The sequence below is a fragment of the Pseudomonas cichorii genome (assembly GCF_015471405.1).
Classification (GTDB): Bacteria; Pseudomonadota; Gammaproteobacteria; order Pseudomonadales; family Pseudomonadaceae; genus Aquipseudomonas; species Aquipseudomonas serbiensis.
Genome location: NZ_BLVZ01000008.1, coordinates 315,228 through 336,862, shown reverse-complemented (window position 1 = coordinate 336,862; position 21,635 = coordinate 315,228). Strand labels below are relative to the sequence as shown.

The 21,635-nt window shown below is 59.0% G+C and carries 19 protein-coding genes; 9 read left to right on the top strand and 10 right to left on the bottom strand.

What is annotated here, in order from left to right:
• Window positions 1-7 precede the first annotated feature (7 nt).
• The 3 genes from JL015_RS15190 to JL015_RS15180 form a co-directional block, all read right to left on the bottom strand.
• Window positions 8-2,344: an FdhF/YdeP family oxidoreductase gene (locus JL015_RS15190; RefSeq protein WP_201004212.1), complete on the bottom strand. Its 2,337-nt coding sequence runs from the start codon at window positions 2,342-2,344 to the stop codon at window positions 8-10.
• Window positions 2,341-3,180: a formate dehydrogenase accessory sulfurtransferase FdhD gene (fdhD, locus tag JL015_RS15185; RefSeq protein ID WP_122321596.1), complete on the bottom strand. Its 840-nt coding sequence runs from the start codon at window positions 3,178-3,180 to the stop codon at window positions 2,341-2,343. The genes JL015_RS15190 and fdhD overlap by 4 nt, the downstream gene beginning before the upstream one ends.
• A 105-nt stretch (window positions 3,181-3,285) precedes the next feature.
• Window positions 3,286-4,164 carry a LysR family transcriptional regulator gene (locus tag JL015_RS15180; RefSeq protein ID WP_122321598.1) on the bottom strand — a complete coding sequence of 293 codons (879 nt, stop codon included), beginning with the start codon at window positions 4,162-4,164 and terminating at the stop codon, window positions 3,286-3,288.
• A gap of 153 nt (window positions 4,165-4,317) precedes the next feature.
• On the opposite strand from JL015_RS15180, the gene lysM reads away from it, so the two are divergent.
• The gene (gene lysM, locus JL015_RS15175) at window positions 4,318-4,764 is read left to right on the top strand and encodes a peptidoglycan-binding protein LysM (RefSeq protein WP_201004206.1); all 447 of its coding nucleotides are present in this window, start codon (window positions 4,318-4,320) and stop codon (window positions 4,762-4,764) included.
• 66 nt (window positions 4,765-4,830) lie between these two features.
• Here the strand turns inward: lysM and yrfG are convergent, their stop codons facing one another.
• Window positions 4,831-5,493 (bottom strand): GMP/IMP nucleotidase, encoded by a 663-nt coding sequence (yrfG, locus tag JL015_RS15170; RefSeq protein ID WP_201019015.1) that lies wholly within the window; start codon window positions 5,491-5,493, stop codon window positions 4,831-4,833.
• Window positions 5,494-5,593: 100 nt separating this feature from the next.
• Here yrfG and nudE point away from each other — a divergent pair, with 100 nt between their 5' ends.
• Together nudE and cysQ are read left to right on the top strand one after the other, a co-directional pair.
• Window positions 5,594-6,160: an ADP compounds hydrolase NudE gene (gene nudE / locus JL015_RS15165; RefSeq protein ID WP_198729196.1), complete on the top strand. Its 567-nt coding sequence runs from the start codon at window positions 5,594-5,596 to the stop codon at window positions 6,158-6,160.
• The gene (gene cysQ, locus JL015_RS15160; RefSeq protein ID WP_201019014.1) at window positions 6,157-7,014 is read left to right on the top strand and encodes a 3'(2'),5'-bisphosphate nucleotidase CysQ; all 858 of its coding nucleotides are present in this window, start codon (window positions 6,157-6,159) and stop codon (window positions 7,012-7,014) included. The genes nudE and cysQ overlap by 4 nt, the downstream gene beginning before the upstream one ends.
• Before the next feature lie 38 nt (window positions 7,015-7,052).
• On the opposite strand, the gene JL015_RS15155 is transcribed toward cysQ, so the two are convergent.
• From JL015_RS15155 to rfbB, 6 genes are all read right to left on the bottom strand, one after another.
• Window positions 7,053-7,523 (bottom strand): YiiD C-terminal domain-containing protein, encoded by a 471-nt coding sequence (locus JL015_RS15155; RefSeq protein ID WP_201019013.1) that lies wholly within the window; start codon window positions 7,521-7,523, stop codon window positions 7,053-7,055.
• Window positions 7,510-8,895, bottom strand: coding sequence for a sigma-54-dependent transcriptional regulator (locus tag JL015_RS15150; protein WP_201004198.1), 1,386 nt, complete (start codon window positions 8,893-8,895; stop codon window positions 7,510-7,512). The genes JL015_RS15155 and JL015_RS15150 overlap by 14 nt, the downstream gene beginning before the upstream one ends.
• Window positions 8,892-10,706 carry a sensor histidine kinase gene (locus JL015_RS15145; RefSeq protein ID WP_201019012.1) on the bottom strand — a complete coding sequence of 605 codons (1,815 nt, stop codon included), beginning with the start codon at window positions 10,704-10,706 and terminating at the stop codon, window positions 8,892-8,894. Before JL015_RS15145 ends, JL015_RS15150 begins: the two co-directional genes overlap by 4 nt.
• 155 nt (window positions 10,707-10,861) lie before the next feature.
• Window positions 10,862-11,407, bottom strand: a complete 546-nt coding sequence (gene rfbC, locus JL015_RS15140; RefSeq protein WP_201019011.1) for a dTDP-4-dehydrorhamnose 3,5-epimerase — start codon at window positions 11,405-11,407, stop codon at window positions 10,862-10,864.
• Complete coding sequence (rfbA, locus tag JL015_RS15135; protein ID WP_201004192.1) at window positions 11,404-12,279, bottom strand: glucose-1-phosphate thymidylyltransferase RfbA; 876 nt, start codon at window positions 12,277-12,279, stop codon at window positions 11,404-11,406. The genes rfbC and rfbA overlap by 4 nt, the downstream gene beginning before the upstream one ends.
• Window positions 12,276-13,358, bottom strand: coding sequence for a dTDP-glucose 4,6-dehydratase (rfbB, locus tag JL015_RS15130; RefSeq protein ID WP_201019010.1), 1,083 nt, complete (start codon window positions 13,356-13,358; stop codon window positions 12,276-12,278). Before rfbB ends, rfbA begins: the two co-directional genes overlap by 4 nt.
• A gap of 260 nt (window positions 13,359-13,618) precedes the next feature.
• Between rfbB and JL015_RS15125 the strand changes: the two genes are divergently transcribed.
• The 6 genes from JL015_RS15125 to JL015_RS15100 all read left to right on the top strand — a co-directional run bounded on the left by JL015_RS15125 (window position 13,619) and on the right by JL015_RS15100 (window position 21,570).
• Window positions 13,619-16,531: an aminotransferase gene (locus tag JL015_RS15125; RefSeq protein ID WP_201019009.1), complete on the top strand. Its 2,913-nt coding sequence runs from the start codon at window positions 13,619-13,621 to the stop codon at window positions 16,529-16,531.
• A 213-nt stretch (window positions 16,532-16,744) separates the two neighbouring features.
• Complete coding sequence (gene aguB, locus JL015_RS15120) at window positions 16,745-17,623, top strand: N-carbamoylputrescine amidase (RefSeq protein WP_201019008.1); 879 nt, start codon at window positions 16,745-16,747, stop codon at window positions 17,621-17,623.
• Window positions 17,624-17,628: 5 nt separating this feature from the next.
• On the top strand, window positions 17,629-18,741 hold the full coding sequence (aguA, locus tag JL015_RS15115; RefSeq protein WP_201019007.1) for an agmatine deiminase: 1,113 nt from the start codon (window positions 17,629-17,631) through the stop codon (window positions 18,739-18,741).
• Between the two features lie 203 nt (window positions 18,742-18,944).
• Entirely contained in the window at window positions 18,945-19,145 is a 201-nt protein-coding gene (locus tag JL015_RS15110) for a hypothetical protein (RefSeq protein ID WP_201004183.1), read from the top strand.
• A 227-nt stretch (window positions 19,146-19,372) separates the two neighbouring features.
• Window positions 19,373-20,686: an OprD family porin gene (locus tag JL015_RS15105; RefSeq protein ID WP_201019006.1), complete on the top strand. Its 1,314-nt coding sequence runs from the start codon at window positions 19,373-19,375 to the stop codon at window positions 20,684-20,686.
• 122 nt (window positions 20,687-20,808) lie between these two features.
• Window positions 20,809-21,570 (top strand): AraC family transcriptional regulator, encoded by a 762-nt coding sequence (locus JL015_RS15100; RefSeq protein ID WP_201004266.1) that lies wholly within the window; start codon window positions 20,809-20,811, stop codon window positions 21,568-21,570.
• The last annotated feature ends 65 nt before the right edge of the window (window positions 21,571-21,635 follow it).

The following is a 21,635-nucleotide window of genomic DNA, read 5'->3' as shown; positions in this document are numbered from 1 at the left end:
CGCAGAATCAGATAATCCGCGCCGACTCGCTCGAGCGCTCCAGACGAATCGCCACGAACTTCGACGTTGGCGTATGGCTGCCTTCTCCGACGCTTTCCAGTGGCACCAGCGGGTTGACCTCTGGATAGTAGGCTGCCGCCTGCCCCGCAGGAATATCAAATGGCAGCAGAGTGAAGCCCTTGACGCGACGCTCGTGGTTATCGCTCCAGATCGAGACAAGGTCCGCTTTCTGACCCGGCTGGAAGCCCAGACGGATAATGTCGGCTTCATTGACGAACAGCACGTCACGTTGTCCTTTCACGCCGCGATAGCGGTCATCCAGGCCATAAATGGTGGTGTTGTACTGATCGTGGGAGCGCATGGACTGCATGATCAGGTCCGGGGTCTGGCCCGTGGAGCTGATGCCTTCATGAATCAGCTTGAGCGGCAATGCATTGGGCTTGAAGTTGGCGCGTGTCGACGCCGTGTTCCAGCGTCGGGCACCTGCGGCATTGCCCAGATAGAAACCGCCAGGATTCTTCACGCGCTCGTTGAAGTCCTTGAAGCCGGGGATGGTGTCGGCAATCAGGTCGCGAATGCGGCTGTAGTCTTCGATCAGCCATAGCCAGTCCACGGGCTGCTTGCCTACGGTCGCGTTGGCGATACCGGCGATGATTGCAGGCTCCGAGCGCATCAGCGACGAGGATGGCTGCAACTGCCCGTTGGAGGCATGGACCATGCTGAACGAGTCTTCCACGGTGACCGCTTGCGGACCGTTGGCCTGAATGTCGATGTCGGTACGACCGAAGCACGGCAGGATCAGCGCTTCCTTGCCATGGAACAGGTGGCTGCGATTGAGCTTGGTGCTGATCTGTACGGTCAGGTCGCAGTTGCTCAGTGCCGCCGCAGTGCGCGGGCTGTCCGGCGTCGCCTGAGCGAAGTTGCCGCCCAGCGCGATGAACACTTTGGAGCGGCCATCGGCCATGGCATGAATGGCTTCGACCACGTTATGGCCGTTTTCGCGAGGGACCTTGAACTGGAAGCGTTTTTCCAGCGCGTCGAGCAGGAACACCGGTGGGCGTTCGTTGATGCCCATGGTCCGGTCGCCCTGAACGTTACTGTGGCCGCGTACCGGGCACAGGCCTGCGCCCGGTTTGCCGATATTGCCGCGCAGCATCATCAGGTTGGCAATTTCCTGAATGGTCGCTACCGAGTGGCGATGCTGGGTGATGCCCATGGCCCAGCACATGATGACGTTCTGGCCTTTGGCATACATCCGGGCCGACTGTTCGATATCGCTCAGCGGCAGGCCGGATTGCTCAAGGATTTCTTCCCATGAGGTTTCGTCGATGGCCGCCAGGTAGTCCAGAACACCTTGGGTGTGTTCGTTGAGGAAAGCGTGATCGAAAACGGCTGGCGCATTGTTGAGCTGGGCCTCGCGCTCCCATTGCAGCAGGAACTTGGCCATGCCGCGCAGCAGCGCCATATCGCCGCCCAATGCTGGACGGAAATACGCTGTGTTGGTAGGGCGATCACCGTTGGTGAGCATTTCCATCGCGTGCTGTGGATGCTGGAAGCGCTCAAGACCACGCTCCTTGAGCGGGTTGACGCAGACCACCTGAGCACCGCGTTTCACCGCATCGCGCAGCGGATCAAGCATGCGCGGGTGGTTGGTACCCGGATTCTGGCCCAGTACGAAAATCGCGTCGGCGTGTTCAAAGTCATCGAACGTCACCGTGCCTTTACCCACGCCCACGCTTTGCGACAGAGCCACACCGCTGGCTTCGTGGCACATGTTCGAGCAGTCAGGGAAGTTGTTGGTGCCGTAGGCGCGCACGAACAACTGATACAGATAAGCCGCTTCGTTGCTGGCACGACCCGAGGTGTAGAACTCTGCCATGTTCGGGCTTGGCAGGTTGTTCAGGTGTTTGGCGATCAGCGCGAAGGCATCGTCCCAACTGATGGGTTTGTAACGGTCGCTTTCTTTGTCATAAACCATCGGCTCTGTCAGGCGGCCCTGATATTCCAGCCAATAATCGCTTTGCTCCAGCAGCGAGCTGACGCTGTAGCGAGCGAAGAACGAAGCGTCCACGCGGCGCTTGGTGGCTTCCCAGTTGACCGCCTTGGCGCCGTTCTCGCAGAACTTCACCATGCCGCTTTCCGGCGAGTCGCCCCATGCGCAGCCAGGGCAGTCGAAGCCGCCGTTCTGGTTGGTCTTGAGCATCATGCGCAGGTTTTTCAGCGCGTTGTCACTGCCCAACCAGGCCTGTGTCACGCTGATCAGTGCGCCCCAGCCACCCGCCGGGCCTTTGTAAGGCTTGTAGCGAGGCGTCGGTGTTTTGTCGGCTTGGTGATGAGTGCTCACGCTTGAATCTCCATCGCAGGGCTATAGACCCGCGGCGCACTGTGCTGCGGCAGGTGAATTAGATTGAGGTTATGACGGCGTGCCCATTGCAGGGCCAGGCCAGTGGGCGATGACAGGCTGACCAGCGTCTGGATACCGGCACGCAAGACCTTCTGGATCAACTCCAGACTGCAGCGGCTGGTGACGATGGCGATACCGCCTGTCAGGCCAATGTTCTGGCGGACAAGCGCGCCGATCAGCTTGTCCAGGGCGTTGTGGCGCCCGATATCTTCACGTCCCAGCAACAATTGGCCGTTGCTGTCCATGAACAATGCGGCATGCACGGCACCGCAATGTTGGCCCAGTGGCTGGAATTCGCCGATGCGCTGACGCAGGCCTTGCAGCCATTCGGCCGGAGGCAGCGGCGCGCCGGGCAATACATTCAGTTCTGGCAGGGCCTGTTCGACCGCTTCAACGCCGCACAGCCCGCAACCGCTGGTACCGGCCAGTTGCCGACGTTGCTGCTTGAGGTTCCAGAAGGCACGGCTGGCGATCTCGACCTCGGCCTGCATGGCCGACCCGCAACCGCTGAGCTTGAAGTCGTAGATTTCATCCGTTGAGGCAATGATGCCGCTGCCCAGGCTGAAACCGACAATGAAGTCTTCCAGATCAGTCGGGCTGACCAGCATCACTGCCTGGCTGATGCCGTTATAGGCAATGGCAAGCGCCACTTCTTCGGCAAGTGCTGTCTGTGCCGATTCATCGCCCTCGAGATTCGAGTAGCTGTAGAACTGGCTTGCTTGAGGCGCGTGCGCCTGAAGAGCGGGCGCCGCGCTGGCCGTGCGCTTGGCGTGCATGAGCTGGATTACCGGCAATTTGATAGCCCTTAGCCTAGGCCTCTTGTCGGGTATCGTCTAATCGCTAGTTCCAATGCTCTGATAGATGACGTCGATCAATAATCTTTAATGATTTTCTGCTAGCAGCGTGAAGCAGGCCTCCGCCAGCGCCGAGCGCGGTGCGCTGCGGCGCATGATCAAGCCTATGGGGGCGAGTGTGCGTGCGTCTTCGATGGGGTGCAGGCCCAGGTGTTCGGTGAGCATGTCCAGACCGCCATCCAGCGGCATGATGGTGCAGCAGAAACCGCCATGTACGGCTTGCATCAACTGGTGAACGGCATCGGTTTGCAGCAAGGGTTGTGGATGCAGGCCGCGACTGTGGAAGTTGTGATCGATGGACTGGCGAAAATGCATGCCGCTGGTCAGCGTGCCCAGCGGCAACCCGATCAGTTCGCTCCAGCTCAGCGGTTGCTCGCCAAAACTGAAGTAGCGTCGGTCATACAGCAGGCCCATGCGGGTTTCGTCGAGAGTCAGGGTGTCGAAGCGTTCGTTATCCAGGCGCTCCAGATACGAGACGCCCAGATCGATGCGATTGCTCGCCAGTTGTTCCAGAACCTGCTCGGAGCTGAGCGATGACAGTTCAAAGCGCAGGTTGGGGTGGATCTGATGCAGCCGGTGCAGCAGCGAGAGCGGGTCGAAGCTCGAAAGGGGCACCACGCCCAGGCGCAGGGTCCCGACCAGATGCCCACGGCAGGCCGCTGCTTCGGCCTGCAGGCCGTCATAAGCCGAGAGGACTGTCCTGGCCCAGGCCAGTACTCGCTCACCGGGAGCTGTAAAACCTTCAAAGCGCTGCCCGCGCATGACCAGCGGCAACCCCAGTTCTTCTTCAAGATTGCGCAGACGCATGGACAGAGTGGGCTGGGTGATATTGCAGCGTGCTGCGGCCTGGCCGAAGTGACGGGTCTCGTCGAGCGCGATCAGGAATTTCAGTTGCTTGATGTCCATCTTCACTCCGATAGGCGAGGCAGGGAATCGATTCTACGCGCTCAACGATGACGATGGGATGGGCAACGTTGGTCGGAACTCCGCAAACCCACGGTTACGGGAGCTATGGTTAATCCTTGCGGGCGTGGCAACAACCGTGAAGGAGAATAGGCAATGAGTCTTTTCAGTTTCTTGAAAGATGCAGGTAAAAACATCCTCGATGCGCTGACACCGGGCAATGCCAATGCCGACGAAGTCCTGAAAAAGCATATTTCCGAGGTCGGGCTGGGTAATCCCAATGTTCAGATCACACTGGACGGCAGCAAGGTCACCGTGACAGGAGAAGTATCCAGTCAGGAAGAAAAGGAAAAGATCTTGCTCGCGTTGGGCAATATCTCGCGTGTCGATACAGTGGACGATCAACTGACCCTCGCGGCCGGTGCTCCGGCGACAGCCGCGGCCCGATTCGTCACAGTGGAAAAGGGCGATACCTTGAGCGCCATCTCGAAGCGTGTATATGGCGACCCCAACCAGTATCAGAAAATCTTCGAGGCCAACAAACCGATGCTCAAGGATGTGAACCATATCTATCCGGGGCAGCAGTTGAGGATTCCTGACTAGGTTTTCAAATGGAGTTTTCGGAGCGAATTCATTCGCGAAGAGGCCACTTCGCGAATGAATTCGCTCCTACAAACCCTTGATCAACTCCAGATAATCCCTTACCGCCTCGAACTCTTCAGTGTTCTTGGGGCCTTTCTGGCTATTGGGTTCGCTGACTGCCAGCAAATGCGCCACACCAAAGCGTCGGGCACTGCGCAGGATCGGCAGGGTATCGTCGATGAACAGGCTGCGCGCCGGGTCGAACGCGGTGTCGGCCTGCAAAGCGTCCCAGAATTGCTGGTTTTCCTTGGGGAAACCGTAGTCATGGGAACTGATGAGGCGCTCGAAGTAGGGCGCCAGTTCGATCCTCTCCAGCTTCAATGACAGCGAATCGCGATGGGCGTTGGTGATCATGATCACGCGCTTGCCGGCTTTCTGGAGCGCAGACAGAAAGGTCTGAGCGTCGGGTCGCAAGGCGATCAGGTGTGCGGTTTCGAGTTTCAGGTCGCGCACCGACAGCTTCAACTCCTTGCTCCAGAAGTCCAGGCAGTACCAGTTGAGCGTCCCCGCATGGCTCTCGAACAGCGGCTGCATCTCCATCAAGGCCATGGCCAGACTGACTCCATGCAGCTCTGCATAGCGCTGGGGCAAGTGCTGCATCCAGAAGTGGTCGTCGTAATGCAGGTCGAGCAGAGTGCCGTCCATATCCAGCAGGACGGTATCGATAGTGCTCCAGGGCATTGAAAGCATTCTGGCCTCTTCAGGGAATTGATGGCGGATGTAAGCATATCCGACACAGACAATCGGAAAAGCCACGGTATAGTACCCTGTCACCGCAAAGGAGCCTGTCATGCGCCAGAAACCTACCGTACTCGCCCGCGAAATCGTCGCCAGTAGTCGCTTGTTCCGAGTTGAAGAGCTGCAATTGCGCTTTGCCAACGGGGTCGAGCGTACTTACGAGAGGCTGGTGGGCAGGGGCGCGGGATATGGCGCGGTAATGATTGTTGCCATGATCGATGCCGACCATGCGCTATTGATCGAAGAATATTGCGGCGGCACGGACGAGTATGAATTGTCCTTGCCCAAGGGGCTGATCGAGCCAGGCGAAGATGTGCTGGCGGCCGCCAATCGCGAACTCAAGGAAGAAGCAGGCTTCGGTGCCCGCCAACTGGAACACCTGACCGAGCTGTCCTTGTCGCCCGGTTACATGAATCAGAAGATTCAGGTGGTGCTCGCTACCGACCTGTACGAAGAGCGTCTTGAAGGCGATGAGCCTGAACCGATTCGTGTAGACCAGGTCAACCTGCGGGAGTTGGCCAACCTGGCCCAGAACGCCCAGTTCACCGAAGGCCGCGCCCTGGCGGCTCTCTATCTGGCACGCGACCTGTTAACCCAACGTGGATTTTTTCTGCCATGACTGATGTGTTCGGCAACCTGCCGCATCCGCTCCTTGCTCCTGTGATCGGTCTTGTCCGGCTGGCGGGTGAGGCGATCCTGCCGTTCTGGCGCTCGGGCGTTGCCGTGACCGCCAAGGCCGATGACTCCCCCGTGACCGCTGCCGATCTGGCGGCTCATCAGGTATTGGTCGAGGGCTTGCAGGCACTCGATCCTTCGATTCATGTGTTGTCCGAAGAAGATGCCGATATCCCCCAGAGCGAGCGCGCTGGTTGGGAGCGCTGGTGGCTGGTTGACCCGCTGGACGGCACCAAGGAGTTCATCTCTGGCAGCGAAGAGTTCACGGTCAATGTCGCGCTGATCGAGCGCGGGCGTGTGGTGTTTGGTGTGGTTTCCATGCCCACCAACAACCGCTGTTATTTCGGCGGTGCCGGCCTGGGCGCCTGGCGCAGCGACAATGACAGCCACATTGCGCCCATCGCGGTGCGTAACGAGCCGGGTGCCGGCCAGGAATTCACCGTTGTCGCCAGTCGCCGCCATTCCAGCCCCGAGCAGGAGCGCCTGCTGGCAGGATTGTCCGCTGGCCTGGGCGAGTTGCAACTGACCAGCATCGGCAGCTCATTGAAGTTCTGTCTGGTGGCCGAGGGCGCAGCCGATTGCTACCCGCGTCTGGCTCCCACTTCTCAGTGGGATACTGCCGCAGCCCAAGGTGTACTTGAAGGCGCTGGCGGCGAAGTGCTGCAACTCGATGGCGAACCGTTCAGCTATCCGCCCCGCGAATCCTTGCTCAACCCGTTTTTCCTGGCCTTGCCTGCCAAGGCGACATGGCGCGAGAAACTGCTGGCACTCTGTAGGAGCGAATTCATTCGCGAATAAGCGGAGCGCCGCCCGATTCGCTCCCATAGAATGCCGGTTCACCGATGCAGTACAAACTGCCCGGTAAACCTCACGGCATCCGCTTCGCTGTCCTGAGCCGTGATGCGGGTCTGCAAGGCCAGGCGTGCGCGGCCTCGGCGTTGGTAGGTGGTGATGAACTTGTCCCACTGGGCATCATCCGGTGCATCGCACAAGGCAATGGCGTCGCCGCGAACCGGTAGCGGATAACTGATCTGCCCGTCCTGAATCACGATATGCCCATCGTCGATCCCGGCCTCTTGCAGCCTCAGATGCAGCCAGCCCCAACCCGCCAGTACCGCACCGCAATAAAGGCTACCGCCGAACAGAGTGCTTTTGTGGTTGATATTGGGTGCCAGCGGCAGGTGCAGGCGCAGCCTGCGATTTTGCCAGTCGATAACCCGCATGCCCATTTCACGAGTCAGCGGGATGTCGTGGTGCAGGACGTGTTCCAGCGCTTGTGCTGCCGAGTCATGTTCATTCGAGGTCATCGGAGGCTCCGTTGCTATCGCCAAAACTCAGGCCGTGCTTGCGCAGCTTGTCGTGCAAGGTCTTGCGTGGCAGCCCCAGCGCTTCGGCCAGACTACGGACCGAGCTGTGCGGGCGAGCCAGTTCGGCAGCAATGAGGGCGCGCTCGAAACTCTCCACCTGATCGCTCAAGCCGCCACTGACCGGTGCGGCTTCCGGCGTGGTGCTGCCTTCCAGCTCCAGTTCCAGCCCCAGGGCAAAGCGTTCGGCGGCGTTTTGCAGTTCGCGCACGTTACCCGGCCAGTTGTGGCGCAGCAAAAGAGCGCGCTGGCCCGGTGTGAGTTCATGCTTGGGAATGCCGTGGCGCATGCTGGCGGCATCGGCGTAATGCTCGAACAGCATCAGCGCGTCTTCGCCTCGCTCACGCAGCGGCGGGATGCGCAGCGAGGCGACATTCAGCCGGTAATACAAGTCCGCACGGAAACGCCCTTGATCGGCGGCCTGACGCAAGTCTTCCTTGGTGGCGGCGATCACGCGGATATCCAGCGGGATCTGCTGGTTGCTGCCCATGCGCTCGACCACGCGCTCCTGCAACAGACGCAGCAGTTTGACCTGCACATCCATGCTCATGCTTTCGATTTCGTCGAGGAACAGCGTGCCGCCGTTGGCGAACTCGAATTTGCCGATGCGGCGCTTTTGCGCACCGGTGAAAGCGCCGGGCTCATGGCCGAACAACTCGCTTTCCACTACCGATTCAGCCAAGGCCCCGGCGTTGATCGCCACGAACGGGCCGTTGCGGCGGTTGGACAGGTCATGCAAGGCTCTGGCAACCACTTCCTTGCCTGCGCCGGTTTCACCGAGGATCAGCACGTCGGCCCGTGTTGCGGCCAGGGCTCCGATCTGTTCGCGCAGCCGCAACATCGGCGTGGACTGGCCGACCAGCCGGGTGCTCAATTGCTGACGATCACTCAAGGCCAGCCGCAGGCTTCGGTTATCCAGTACCAGCCGGCGCAAGGCCAGGGCCCGGCGTACGCTATCGAGCAAGGCATCGCTGGCGAAAGGCTTTTCGAGAAAATCATAGGCTCCGGCGCGCATGGCCTGAACGGCCAGCGGGACATCACCATGGCCGGTAATCAGTAGCACCGGCAGTTCGGGGTCCTGGCTATGCAGGTGGCTCAGCAACTCCAGTCCATCCATGCCTGGCATGCGGATATCGCTGACGATGACGCCCGGCCAGTCGCGCCCGATGCGGTTGGCCAGCCCGCTGGCTTCGGCCAGAGGCAGGACTTTCAGGCCCGCCAGGTCGAGCGTCTGGCTCAATGCCTGGCGCAGGTGCGAGTCGTCGTCGATCAGCACCACTTGAATCTGGCTGTCGATGGCGGTATCCGAACTCATGCGGAGAGATCCTCTGGCGGTTGAAGGTTGGCCCCTGAAGAGCCGGCGCGCAGGCGCAAGGTGAGTAATGCGCCGCCGGTCGGGTGATTGGCGAACAGCAGCTCGCCCCCCAGAGCGCGCATCAGCGTATCGCAGATCGCCAGCCCGAGCCCAAGGCCCTGGGTGCGGGTCTTGGTGGTGAAAAACGGTTCACGTGCCCGTGCCAGTGCTTCCTGGGTAAAGCCCGGTCCATTGTCGCGAATGTACAGGTTGACGCCCTCATCGGTGGCTTCGGCACTTATCCACAGCCGGCGGGGTGGACCTTTTTCGGTCAGGGCATCCAGCGCATTGGCCAGAAGGTTGCCCAGTACCTGGCGCAGACGGGTTTCGCCAGCCTGAACCCATAGCGTGGCGTCCGGCAGATCACGGATCAGTTCGACTTCCATGGCGCGTCGCCGCTTGGCCAGCAGCGCCAGAGCGTCGTCCAGCGCCGGTTGCAGCGCAACGCTTTCCGGCGCATGCCGATCCCGCCGGGCGAAGGCGCGCAAGTGGGCGATGATTGAAGCCATGCGCCCGGTCAGCTCGCTGATCAGTTTCAGGTTACCGCGCGCGTCTTCGGTACGTTGATGGTCGAGCAGCACTTCGGCGTTTTCGGCATAACTGCGGATTGCCGCCAGAGGCTGGTTGAGTTCGTGGCTGATACTGGCCGACATGGTACCCAGCGCCGAGAGCTTGCCTGCCTGGACCAGTTCATCCTGAGCACGCACCAGCTCTTGTTGAGCCTGCTCGCGCTCCAGAACTTCCTGCTTGAGCCGGCTGTTGAGGCCTTCCAGATCGCTGGTGCGCTCGATGACGCGCATTTCGAGTTCACGTCTGGCTTTTGCCTCAAAGGCGATGCGTTCCAGATAGTGACGGCGGCGCTGCATCATGAGGCCCAGCAGCGACATCAGCACCAGTAAGCCGGCACCACCAATCGCCACGACAGTACGAACCTGCCGGTCGACCAGAACACGCGGCGCAAGGATGCTCACGCTCCAGTCGGTTTCCGCAATCGAACGGGTCTGGGTCAGCCAGGAGCGTTCATCGAGCTTTAGCGGACGGGGATCACGTGTTGGATAAGGCTGTATGGCGACAATGGCCTCCTTTTCCTTTTCGCTCAATTCACGGGTCGAGCGGAATCGCCATTCAGGGTTGGAAGTCAGGATCACCACGCCGTTCTGGTCCGTGAGCAGCAATTGCTCGGGCGTCTTGCCCCACAGGGTTTCGGTGTGGTCCAGATCGACTTTGACTACGAGCACTCCGGTGACGACCCCGTTGTCACTGACGGGCGCGGCGAAAAAGTAGCCGCGCTTGACCGAGGTTGTACCCAGGCCGAAAAAGCGCCCCAGTTTTCCGGCCAGCGCATCGCTGAAGTAAGGGCGGAACGAGAAGTTGCGGCCCACGAAGCTGTCGTGCTGATCCGAATTGGAGGCTGCTATGGTCAGGCCGTGGCGGTCCATCAGGTACATGACGTCCGCGCCGGTCTGTCGAACGATATCCTTGAGCAACTGATTGGCGTGCTGCTGTGTTGCCTGATCGCGAGGCTGGGCCAGGACCTCATGCAGGGCCGGCAGGTCGGCGAGAATCTGTGGCAGGGTTTCGTAGCGATGCAGGGTGCCCAGCAGGCTGGCAACGTACAGATCAAGCGTCTGTCGATTCTGGCTGGCCAGCTCGCTTCGATAGTAGCGTTCGGCAAGGTGCTCAAGGGGCCACAGCATCGGCGCCAGGCACAAGGCCAGAAGGGCGAGGCTGCGCCAGCGAGGACGTTGTGGAATAGCGGCTTTGGTAGTCATGTCTGGGCGATGGCCGAAGGGGGTGCGGGCCTGTCTTTCGCGAACGAATTGGCTTCTACCGTGCGCAGGAGCGAATTCATTCGCGAACCTCACGATCGCGTCAGAGCAGGCGTCTCAGTAAGCAGCATTATGCCTGCCGCTGAACCGACAGGCACTCATGCAAACAGATCTGCTTCCTTCAGGCTCTTGCCTTGCTGATCCTTGGCCGACAATTGCGGGGCTCCGGCAAGTTCCCAGTCGATTGCCAGGTCAGCGTCATCCCAGCGAATGCAGCGCTCGGCGGACGGGGTGTAATAGTCGGTGGTCTTGTACAGGAACTCCGCGTAGTCACTCAGCACCACGAAACCATGGGCAAAACCTTTGGGGACCCACAATTGGCGATTGTTTTCAGCCGACAGCCTGACGCCCACCCATTTGCCGAATGTCGGGGAGCTGCGACGAATATCCACGGCCATATCCAGGACTTCGCCTGCGGTGACGCGCACCAGTTTGTCCTGGCTGTGTTCGATCTGGTAATGCAGGCCACGCAGTACGCCTTTCTGCGAGCGTGAGTGGTTGTCCTGAACGAAGTCCGGCTTGAGGCCGGTCGCTTCGTGGAAGGCTTTAGCGTTGTAGCTTTCATAAAAGAAGCCGCGTTCATCGCCAAACACTTTGGGTTCGATGATCAAGACGTCTGGCAACTCTGTGGCAATCACTTTCACTTACGTTCCCCTGCAAGTTGGAACAGATACTGACCGTAACCGGTCTTGCCAAAGTAGTCGGCACGGTGCAGTAAATGTTTACGGTCTATCCAGTCATTCTGATAGGCGATTTCTTCAAGGCAAGCGACCTTCAGGCCTTGTCGATGCTCGATGGTCTGCACATACGCCGAGGCATCGAGCAGGCTGTCATGGGTGCCGGTATCGAGCCAGGCAAAGCCTCGTCCGAAACGTTCGACCCGCAGCTCGCCGCGCTGCAGATAAGCATTGTTCACATCGGTGATTTCCAGCTCGCCGCGTGGTGAAGGCTTGACGTCTCTGGCGATCTGAACCACTTCGTTATCGTAGAAATACAAACCTGTGACCGCGTAGTTGGATTTTGGAGCCTTGGGTTTTTCCTCGATGGTCAGCGCACGGCCTTCATCGTCGAAGTCGATGACTCCGAAGCGCTCCGGGTCTTTGACCCAGTAGCCGAATACCGTTGCCCCCTTGGTACTGGCCGCGGCTTTTTGCAATTGTTCGCTGAAATGCTGACCGTGAAAGATATTGTCACCCAATATCAGACACACCGAGTCATTGCCGATGAACTCTTCCCCGATCAGAAACGCCTGGGCCAAACCATCGGGCCTGGGCTGCTCGGCGTAATGAAAGCTTACGCCGAACTGGCTGCCGTCGCCCAGCAGCTTGCGATACTGCGGCAAATCCAGGGGTGTCGAGATAATAAGGATTTCCCGGATTCCGGCCAGCATCAGCACCGAGATCGGGTAGTAGATCATAGGTTTGTCATAGACCGGCAACAGTTGCTTGGAGATACCCAGTGTGATGGGGTGCAAGCGTGAACCAGAGCCCCCGGCCAGTACGATTCCCTTGGTCATGCGATCAGATCCTTGTGGTCAGTGAAGCCCAGTCGTTCTCCTTGATAACTGCCATCCTGAACCCTGCGGCACCAGTCCAGGTTATCCAGATACCATTGCACGGTCTTGCGCAGCCCTGAGTCGAAGGTTTCGACAGGCGTCCAGCCCAGTTCGTTTTCGATCTTGCCGGCATCGATCGCGTAGCGTTGATCGTGGCCGGGCCGGTCGACCACGTAAGTGATCAGGTCGCTGAAGTGCTCCACACCCGGGGGGCGAGCCGGAGCCAGTTCTTCCAGCAAGGCACAGATACCGCGCACCACATCGATGTTCTTCTGCTCGTTATGCCCACCGATATTGTAGGTCTCGCCGACCGCGCCCTCGGTCACCACCTTGAGCAGCGCCCGGGCGTGATCTTCGACGTACAGCCAGTCACGCACTTGCAGACCGTCGCCGTACACCGGCAGTGGTTTGCCCGCCAGTGCGTTGAGAATCATCAGCGGGATCAGTTTTTCGGGGAAATGAAACGGCCCGTAATTGTTCGAGCAGTTGGTCACTACCACTGGCAGCCCGTAGGTGCGATGCCAGGCTCGAACCAGATGGTCCGAAGCCGCCTTGCTGGCGGAGTAGGGCGAGCTGGGCGCATAGGGCGTGGTTTCGGTGAACAGGTCATCGACGCCATGCAGGTCGCCATACACTTCATCGGTGGAGATGTGATGGAAGCGAAAGACCCGGCGCTCGGCCTCGGGCAATGTCAGCCAATAGCCGCGAGCAGCTTCCAGCAGACTGTAGGTGCCGACAATATTGGTCTGGATGAAATCGCCTGGGCCATCGATGGAGCGATCCACATGGGATTCGGCAGCCAGATGCATGATTGCGTGGGGCTCGAATCGCTCAAGCACGGCGCTTACCCTGGCCTGATCACAGATATCGGCCTGCACGAACTCATAGCGTGTGTTGGTCGCGATGCCTGCCAGTGATTCAAGATTGCCCGCATAGGTCAGCTTGTCGAAGTTCAGTACTTCGTGCTCTGTGTTCTGTACCAGATGTCGGATCAATGCAGAGCCGATAAAGCCTGCTCCACCGGTCACGAGTATTCGCATGATCGGGTCTTCTCTGTAGTAGGTCTTGATCGTTATGCAGCATAGCCTGTCGCATTACGACGCACGGCATGCCGACAGCATCGGGCAATATCAGGTGTAGACGTAATGAAATAAATTGATAGATCAGCGCCCCATCGCCATAAAACTGCCGCCCGGTCACTGAACAGAGGTTGGTGGCGTGGATCAGGCACCCTATAGTTGCTCGATTGGAGTGCCTCGGCTGAGCTGGCCGGGGATCATAACAAGAACGAGGTTGTGACATGCCGCTCGCTACGCTTATCCGCCGATCCAGCCTGCCTTGCCCGCAGGTCGATGTTGACCAGGCCCTGCAACTGCTTGGGCAGCATTACGGGTTGAGCGGGTCACTGAAAGAGCTGGGCAGCCAGCAGGATCGCAACTTTCTGCTCGACGCCGGGCAGCGCCGCTACGTGCTGAAAATCTGCCACGGCGATTACTCCACTGTGGAGCTGGACGCCCAGCATGCGGCGCTACAGCATCTGGCAAGCCATTCAGCGGTGCGCGTGCCGGGCGTGATTCGCGCTAACAGCACCGAGCAGTTGCTGTCTCTGGATGTCGATGGCCGGGCCGTTCATGTGCGTTTGCTGGAGTTTATCGATGGTCAGTCTCTGGGCCATGTTCAGCACCTGAGCCATGAAGTCGTTTCCGGGCTGGGTGAGTTGTGCGCCCAGGTCGATCAGGCCCTTGCGGCGTTCGAGCATCCCGGCCTTGAACGTATCCTGCAATGGGACCCCAGGCATGCCCATGCCTTGATCAAGCATCTGTTGCCGGTCATCTCGAATGCCAATGAGCGCACCTGCCTCATGGAAGCGGCCGAACAGGCGCACCAACGATTGCTGCCACTGATCCCGGAACTGCCGGTCCAGGCTGTTCATCTGGATATCACCGAGCACAACGTCGTCTGGGCACGTGACGCAGAGCGACGCTGGCAATTGCAGGGCCTGATTGATTTCGGTGATCTGGTTACAACCTGGCGGATTGCGGATCTGTCGGTCACGTGTGCTGCGCTGTTGCACCATGCCGAGGGTGATCCGTTCTACATCCTGCCTGCGATTCGCGCTTATCACGCCATCAACCCGCTGAAGGTTGCAGAGTTGCAGGCCTTGTGGCCACTGATCGTCGCCCGCTCTGCGGTGCTGGTACTCAGCAGTGAACAACAGGTCAGCATCGAGCCGGACAACGCCTATATCCAGGCCAACCTCGAAGGTGAATGGGGTATTTTCGAGGCTGCGACTTCGGTGCCGATGAGCCTGATGGAAGTGGCGATCCTGCAGGCGGTCGGGGTCGAGCCGCCGACAGTCGCGCAGCCGGTCTATTTCCCCTTGCTGCCCAGCCTGGCTGGTCGTGAGTTCCAGAGTGTCGATCTGAGTGTGCTCAGCGAGCACTTTGTCGCCGGGAACTGGGAGCAAAGCGGCATCGACGAACGCTTGTTGATGGAAGCCGCTGCTCAGGCCGGGCAGGCCTCAAGCCGTTTTGGCGAATATCGCTTGTCACGAACCTTGCCCGATAGCGCCATAGAGCCTGACACCTTTGCTCTGCACGTTGAACTGCACATCCCGGCCGAGACGCCTCTGCATGCGCCTTTTAACGCGACCCTGCGTCTGACGGCCGATGCGGCGCTATGGCTGGTCGGCGATACGCTGAGCTTGAGGTTGTGGGGTGCAACGACAGACTTGAAGCCGGGCAGCCTCGTTGCGGCCGGAGATGTGATCGGGCAAGGCGGTGGCTCCCTGCTGCTGCAACTCTGCACCGATGCCGAACTGAGCCCGCCGCTGTTTACTACAGCGTCCCGTGCCGCTGCGTGGCGGGTGCTGAGCCCGTCACCCGCGACCTTGCTGGGGTTCGACTGTGATGCGCCTGTTGTCCAGGATGCCCCTCAACTGCTGGTCCGTCGCGATGCCAGTTTCGCCCGTTCCCAGAAGCATTATTACCAGGCCCCGCCGCAGATCGAACGGGGCTGGCGCAATCACTTGATCGACATGCAGGGCCGTTCCTACCTGGACATGCTCAATAACGTGGCAGTGCTGGGCCATGGTCACCCGCGCATGGCACACGAAGCCGCTCGCCAGTGGTCGTTGCTCAACACCAACTCCCGTTTTCATTACGCTTCCATCGTCGAGTTTTCGGAGCGCCTGCTCAAGCTGGCACCCGAAGGAATGGATCGTGTGTTCCTGGTCAACAGCGGCACCGAGGCCAATGATCTGGCGATTCGTCTGGCCTGGGCCTACAGCGGCGGGCGCGACATGCTCAGCGTGCTGGAGGCCTATCACGGCTGGTCGGTGGCCACCGATGCTATCTCCACCTCTATTGCCGACAACCCGCAGGCGCTCAGCACCCGTCCGGACTGGGTACATCCGGTGACGGCCCCCAATACCTACCGCGGTCCTTATCGTGGCAGCGACAGCACGCCGGACTATGTGCGCAGTGTCGATCAGACGCTGGCGAAACTGGCCGGGCAGCAGCGGCAGGTAGCGGGGTTCATCTGCGAGCCGGTGTACGGCAATGCCGGAGGGATTTCCCTGCCGCCGGGTTATCTGCAACAGGTTTATCGGAAAGTCCGTGAGCAGGGCGGCGTGTGCATTGCGGATGAAGTTCAGGTGGGTTACGGACGCCTGGGCCACTACTTCTGGGGTTTTGAAGAGCAGAACGTGGTGCCGGACATCATCACCATGGCCAAAGGCATGGGCAATGGGCACCCTCTGGGTGCCGTCATTACCCGCCGCGAAATTGCCGAAGCACTGGAGGCTGAGGGGTATTTCTTCTCGTCATCCGGCGGCAGCCCGGTCAGTTGCCGTATCGGCATGGCGGTGCTGGATGTGATGGAGGAAGAAAACCTGTGGGAAAACGCCCGGCAGGTCGGCGACCACTTCAAGGCGCGCCTGCAAGCATTGGCCGATAAACATCCGTTGGTGGGCGCGGTGCATGGCATGGGGTTTTATCTGGGCGTCGAGTTTGTCCGGGATCGCCAGACTCTGGAGCCTGCCACCGAAGAAACCGCACAACTGTGTGACCGCCTGCGCGAACTGGGCATTTTCATGCAGCCGACCGGCGATTACCTGAACATTCTCAAGATCAAACCGCCGATGTGTACCACCCGGCAAAGTGTGGAATTTTTTGTCGAGAGTGTGTCCAAAGTGTTGAGCGAGCTGGAATAAATTCGATTGGTATCGGCTTAAATTGAGTTTTTATTTTGTTTTGAGCCGTTATCCACTTTAAAAGCCGATTTTTATCCGTTATAAAACGGCAACTGTTTACTGATATCCGTAGGAGCGAATCGGGCGGCGTTCCGCTCATTCGCGAATGAATTCGCTCCTACGCAGTTTTTACGTCATCCATGATTGTCATGAGCCCGCCCAGGAGGCATTTCCATGAGCCGTATCGTCACCGTCGCCGCCACCCAGATGGCCTGTTCCTGGGATCTGGAAGCCAATATCGAAACCGCCGAGAAGCTGGTGCGTGAGGCTGCGGCCAAGGGTGCACAGATCATCCTGATCCAGGAACTGTTCGAGATGCCGTACTTCTGCCAGAAGCCCAACCCGGACTATCTGCAGTTGGCGACCAGCGTGGAATCCAACGTTGCCATCAAGCACTTCCAGAAGATCGCCAAGGAGCTGCAAGTCGTCCTGCCCATCAGCTTCTTCGAGCTGGCCGGGCGTGCGCGCTTCAACACCATCGCGATCATCGATGCGGACGGCACCAACCTGGGCATCTACCGCAAGAGCCATATCCCGGACGGTCCCGGTTATCACGAAAAGTATTACTTCAACCCGGGCGATACCGGCTTCAAGGTCTGGCAGACCCGTTACGCGAAAATCGGCGTGGGCATCTGCTGGGACCAGTGGTTCCCGGAGTGCGCCCGCAGCATGGCGTTGCAAGGCGCGGAAATCCTGTTCTACCCGACCGCCATCGGCAGCGAGCCGCATGACAAGACCATCAGCTCCCGCGATCACTGGCAGCGTGTGCAACAAGGCCATGCCGGCGCCAACCTGATGCCGCTGATTGCCAGCAACCGCATCGGCAACGAAGAGCAGGACGGTTACGACATCACCTTCTACGGCTCGTCGTTCATTGCCAACCAGTTCGGTGAGAAAGTCGCTGAACTCGACGAAACCGAAGAAGGCGTGCTGGTCCACACCTTCGACCTGGACGAACTGGAGCACATTCGTAGCGCCTGGGGCTCTTTCCGTGACCGTCGCCCGAACCTGTACGGCGCGATCAAGACCCTCGACGGCTCGCTGGAGTCCTGATCGCCATGACGACGCTCAAGAGCACGCCGCGTGCTGACGGCTTCCACATGCCCGCTGAATGGGCGCCTCAGAGTCAGGTCTGGATGGTCTGGCCTGAGCGTCCTGACAACTGGCGCCTGGGCGGCAAGCCCGCGCAGGCTGCACACGTTGCCATCGCCAAGGCGATTGCCCGTTTCGAGCCGGTCACGGTCGCGGTTTCGGCCAGCCAGTATGACAACGCTCGTGCGCACCTCGACATGCCCAACATTCGCGTGGTTGAAATCAGCAACAACGATGCCTGGGTGCGTGATACCGGCCCGACCTTCGTCATCAATGACCAAGGCGAAGTGCGCGGCGTGGACTGGGACTTCAATGCCTGGGGCGGTTTTGACGGTGGCCTGTATTCACCGTGGAATCTGGACTCGCAACTGGCGAGCAAGGTCCTGGAAATCGAGCGTTGCCCGCGTTACGTGACTGAAGGTTTTGTGCTGGAAGGCGGCTCGATCCATGTCGATGGCGAAGGCACGCTGATTACCACTGAAGAATGCCTGCTCAATCGCAACCGTAACCCGCACCTTTCTCGCGAGCAGATCGAGGCGGTACTCAGCGATAACCTGGCGGTGGACAAGGTCATCTGGTTGCCAGACGGCCTGTTCAACGACGAAACCGACGGGCATGTGGATAACTTCTGCTGCTATGTGCGCCCCGGTGAAGTTTTGCTGGCCTGGACCGATGATCCCAAAGACCCCAACTACACACGTTGTCACTCAGCGTTGAGTATTTTGGAAAACACTCGGGATGCCAGAGGCCGCGAAATCATCGTTCATAAAATGCCCATTCCCGGTCCTTTGTTCGCGACCGAAGAAGAATGCGCAGGCGTTGATAAGGTGCACGGTAGTCAGGAACGCGACCCTTCGGTGCGTTTGGCAGGCTCTTATGTGAACTTCCTGATCGTCAACGGCGGCATCATTGCACCGAGTTTCGACGACCCGATGGACGAAAAGGCCCGTGAAATCCTGCAACGGCTTTTCCCGGAGCATGAAGTGGTAATGGCACCTGGCCGTGAATTGCTGCTGGGTGGAGGCAATATTCACTGCCTGACGCAGCAGCAGCCTGCGCCCCGGAAATCAATTCGGTAACATTTGCTTACATGCGTAACTGGCAAATGGTCCTTTTTTTGCTGCACTAAGCCCATCCACCGATGGGCTTTTTTTTGGGTAACGCTTTGTAGCAATTACCTTGAGGCTGGCCCGACGGCGGGTAAATAACGGGAGGTTTTTTTCGTTTTTCTGTCACAAAGCGTCCGTAGATTTAGCCCCTCATGGCTCAAGAGGTTGTCATTATGAACGCAGGTATCAACCAGCATCATGCTCGTGGTTTGTCTGCTAGTAACGAGGCTCGTCAGATGATGGCGGATTGGTTAAGGACGACCAAACTCCCGAAACCCCGACCGGATGTGCGTGCAATGCTTTTGCAGCGATATCCAGCCGGCCTGTTTAATGATGCAGAACTGGAAGCTCTGCTAGGCGTGCTAAAAGATTGACTATTGTGTGGGCCCTCGCACAGCGGCCATCTCCGTGTTTGACACCCCTCAAGCCTTGGGACTAGGATTCACGTCCCACCGCTTGTGGCTATAAGCCATGTACGTCCATCTGTAGTCCACTGCGATGATTTCGTTCGGTCTCTATACTTTTGCCCAAAGTTAGAATCCACGGTCAACCTTAGGGAAGCCGCCACGGCGCGTGTAAATCCGTAATGAAGGAAAATAAGATGTTTAATAAACGTATCGGTTTGCTCGCTCTGGGCATTATCAGCGCCAGCCAGGCAATGGCGCAGGGGCAAGCAGAATCCAAGGGCTTCATTGACGACAGCCACTTGACCATCAATCTGCGCAACGCTTACATCAACCGCGATTACAAGAACAGGCAGCAAGACAAGGCTGAATGGGGCCAGGCATTCATCGGTAACTTCACGTCCGGCTTCACCCAGGGCACAGTGGGTGTGGGCGTTGATGCATTCGGCCTGTACGGCCTGCGTCTGGACGGTGGTAACGGTCGTAGCGGCGCTGGCGGTATCGACTTCTTCAAACCAGGTAGCGATGGCGTTGACGCCAATGGCAACAATATTCCTACCTCATCGAACCACAACCTGACACGTGCTGGCGCAGCGGTAAAATTCCGCGTTTCCAACACTGTGCTCAAGTACGGCGATCAAATGCCTCAGCTGCCAGTGCTGAGCTACGATAACTCGCGCCTGTTACCAGAAAGTTACACCGGCACCATGATCACTTCCAAAGAGATCGAGGGTCTGGAAGTCGTTGCTGGCCGTTTCACTCAGGAAGCTCGCAAGAGTGCTGAAGGTCGTGACAGCGGTGGCTTGAAGAGCATCAACGTGTTCGGTGGTAGCTACAAGTTCACTGACGCGTTCAGCGCTGCGGCTTATGCTTCCGACAACGAAGATGTCTTCAAGAAGCAGTACCTGAACCTGAACTACGTCTTCGCTCTGCCACAAGACCAGTCTCTGACTCTGGACTTCAACGGCTACAAGACCAAGCTGGACAAGGACTACTCGGCTGCTGCAGCCGCTGGCGCACGTGACAACAAGATCTGGAGCCTGGCGGCGACCTGGGCAGTGGGTATTCACTCCTTCACCCTGGCTCACCAACGCAGCAGCGGCGAGACTGCCTACAACTACGGCGGCTATAAAAATGCCGGTGGTTTCGGTGATGGCGGCAACACCATCTACCTGGCCAACTCCTACTGGTCTGACTTCAACGGCAAGGACGAGCGTTCGTGGCAAGTTGCCTACGGCGTCGACCTGTCCAGCCTGATCACTCCAGGTCTGAGCTACAAGACTGCCTACGTTCGCGGTGACAACATCGACGACGGCACCGTTGGTAGCGGCAATGGTACAGAGCGTGAGTTCTTCAACCAGCTGACCTACGTTGTACAAGGCGGCCCGGCCAAGGACTTGTCCGTTCGCCTGCGTAGCTCGATCCTGCGTGTTTCCGCTGATGCTCAAAACTACAACAGCGAAGGTAACGAAGTTCGTATCTTCGTCGACTACCCAATCAACGTTTTCTAATGACGTGATTGTGTAACCGCTGTTTGAAAATGCCCCGGTCTCTGGATCGGGGCATTTTTTATGGGGGCCGATCAATGTTGTCGGCTACCATTCACAGATTCCCGCACCAGCCGGTCAAGCCCATGGCCCTCGCCGTACCTCCCGACCTCACCGATACCGACATTCCCGTGCAACCTCTGGCGCGCACCTATCCACGTGGGCATTACACCGAGCCGCATCAACATGTATGGGGTCAGGTGCTGTATGCGATGTCCGGGGTGATGTGGGTCGAGACACCGCTGGAAGCGCTGGTCGTACCGCCACAGCGGGCTGTGTGGTTACCGCCGGGTGTCGAGCATGGCATCCGCGTGGTGTCCGAACTGGAAATGCGCACCCTCTACCTGCAACCGGCCCTGGCCCGGACACTGGACAGTACGGTCCAGGTTTTCGAGGCCGGAGGTTTGTTGCGTGAGCTTATCCTCAGTCTCGTCGCACTGGATCGTGATCGTGAGCCGCACTACTACGATGCGCTCGTCAATCTGGCCTTGCTGGAACTCAAGCGAGCCAAGCGATCACTATTGAAAGTCCCGATGCCCGACGGCTCCGACCGGCGTCTTATGAATATCTGCCAGGCAGTCATGAGCGAACCATCGCTGGATATCCCGTTCGAGCAACACGCTGCAAACGCTGGTGCCAGCGTCCGGACTCTGGCCCGTCTGTTTCAAGGCGTGCTGGGCATGGGCTTCGCTGAATGGCGCAGACAAGTGCAACTGGCGACCTCCGTGGCGGAAATCATTCAGGGTGTACCGGTCAGCCGTATCGCCCGGTCACTGGGCTATACACCCAGCAGCTTCAGCGACATGTTCCGTCGCGAGCTGGGCATGGCACCTTCGCGCTATCTGTAAGCGCGATTCTATGAAAGACATGAATATGTCTACCTGACCGATAGCCAGAAGCCCTTGGCCGATAG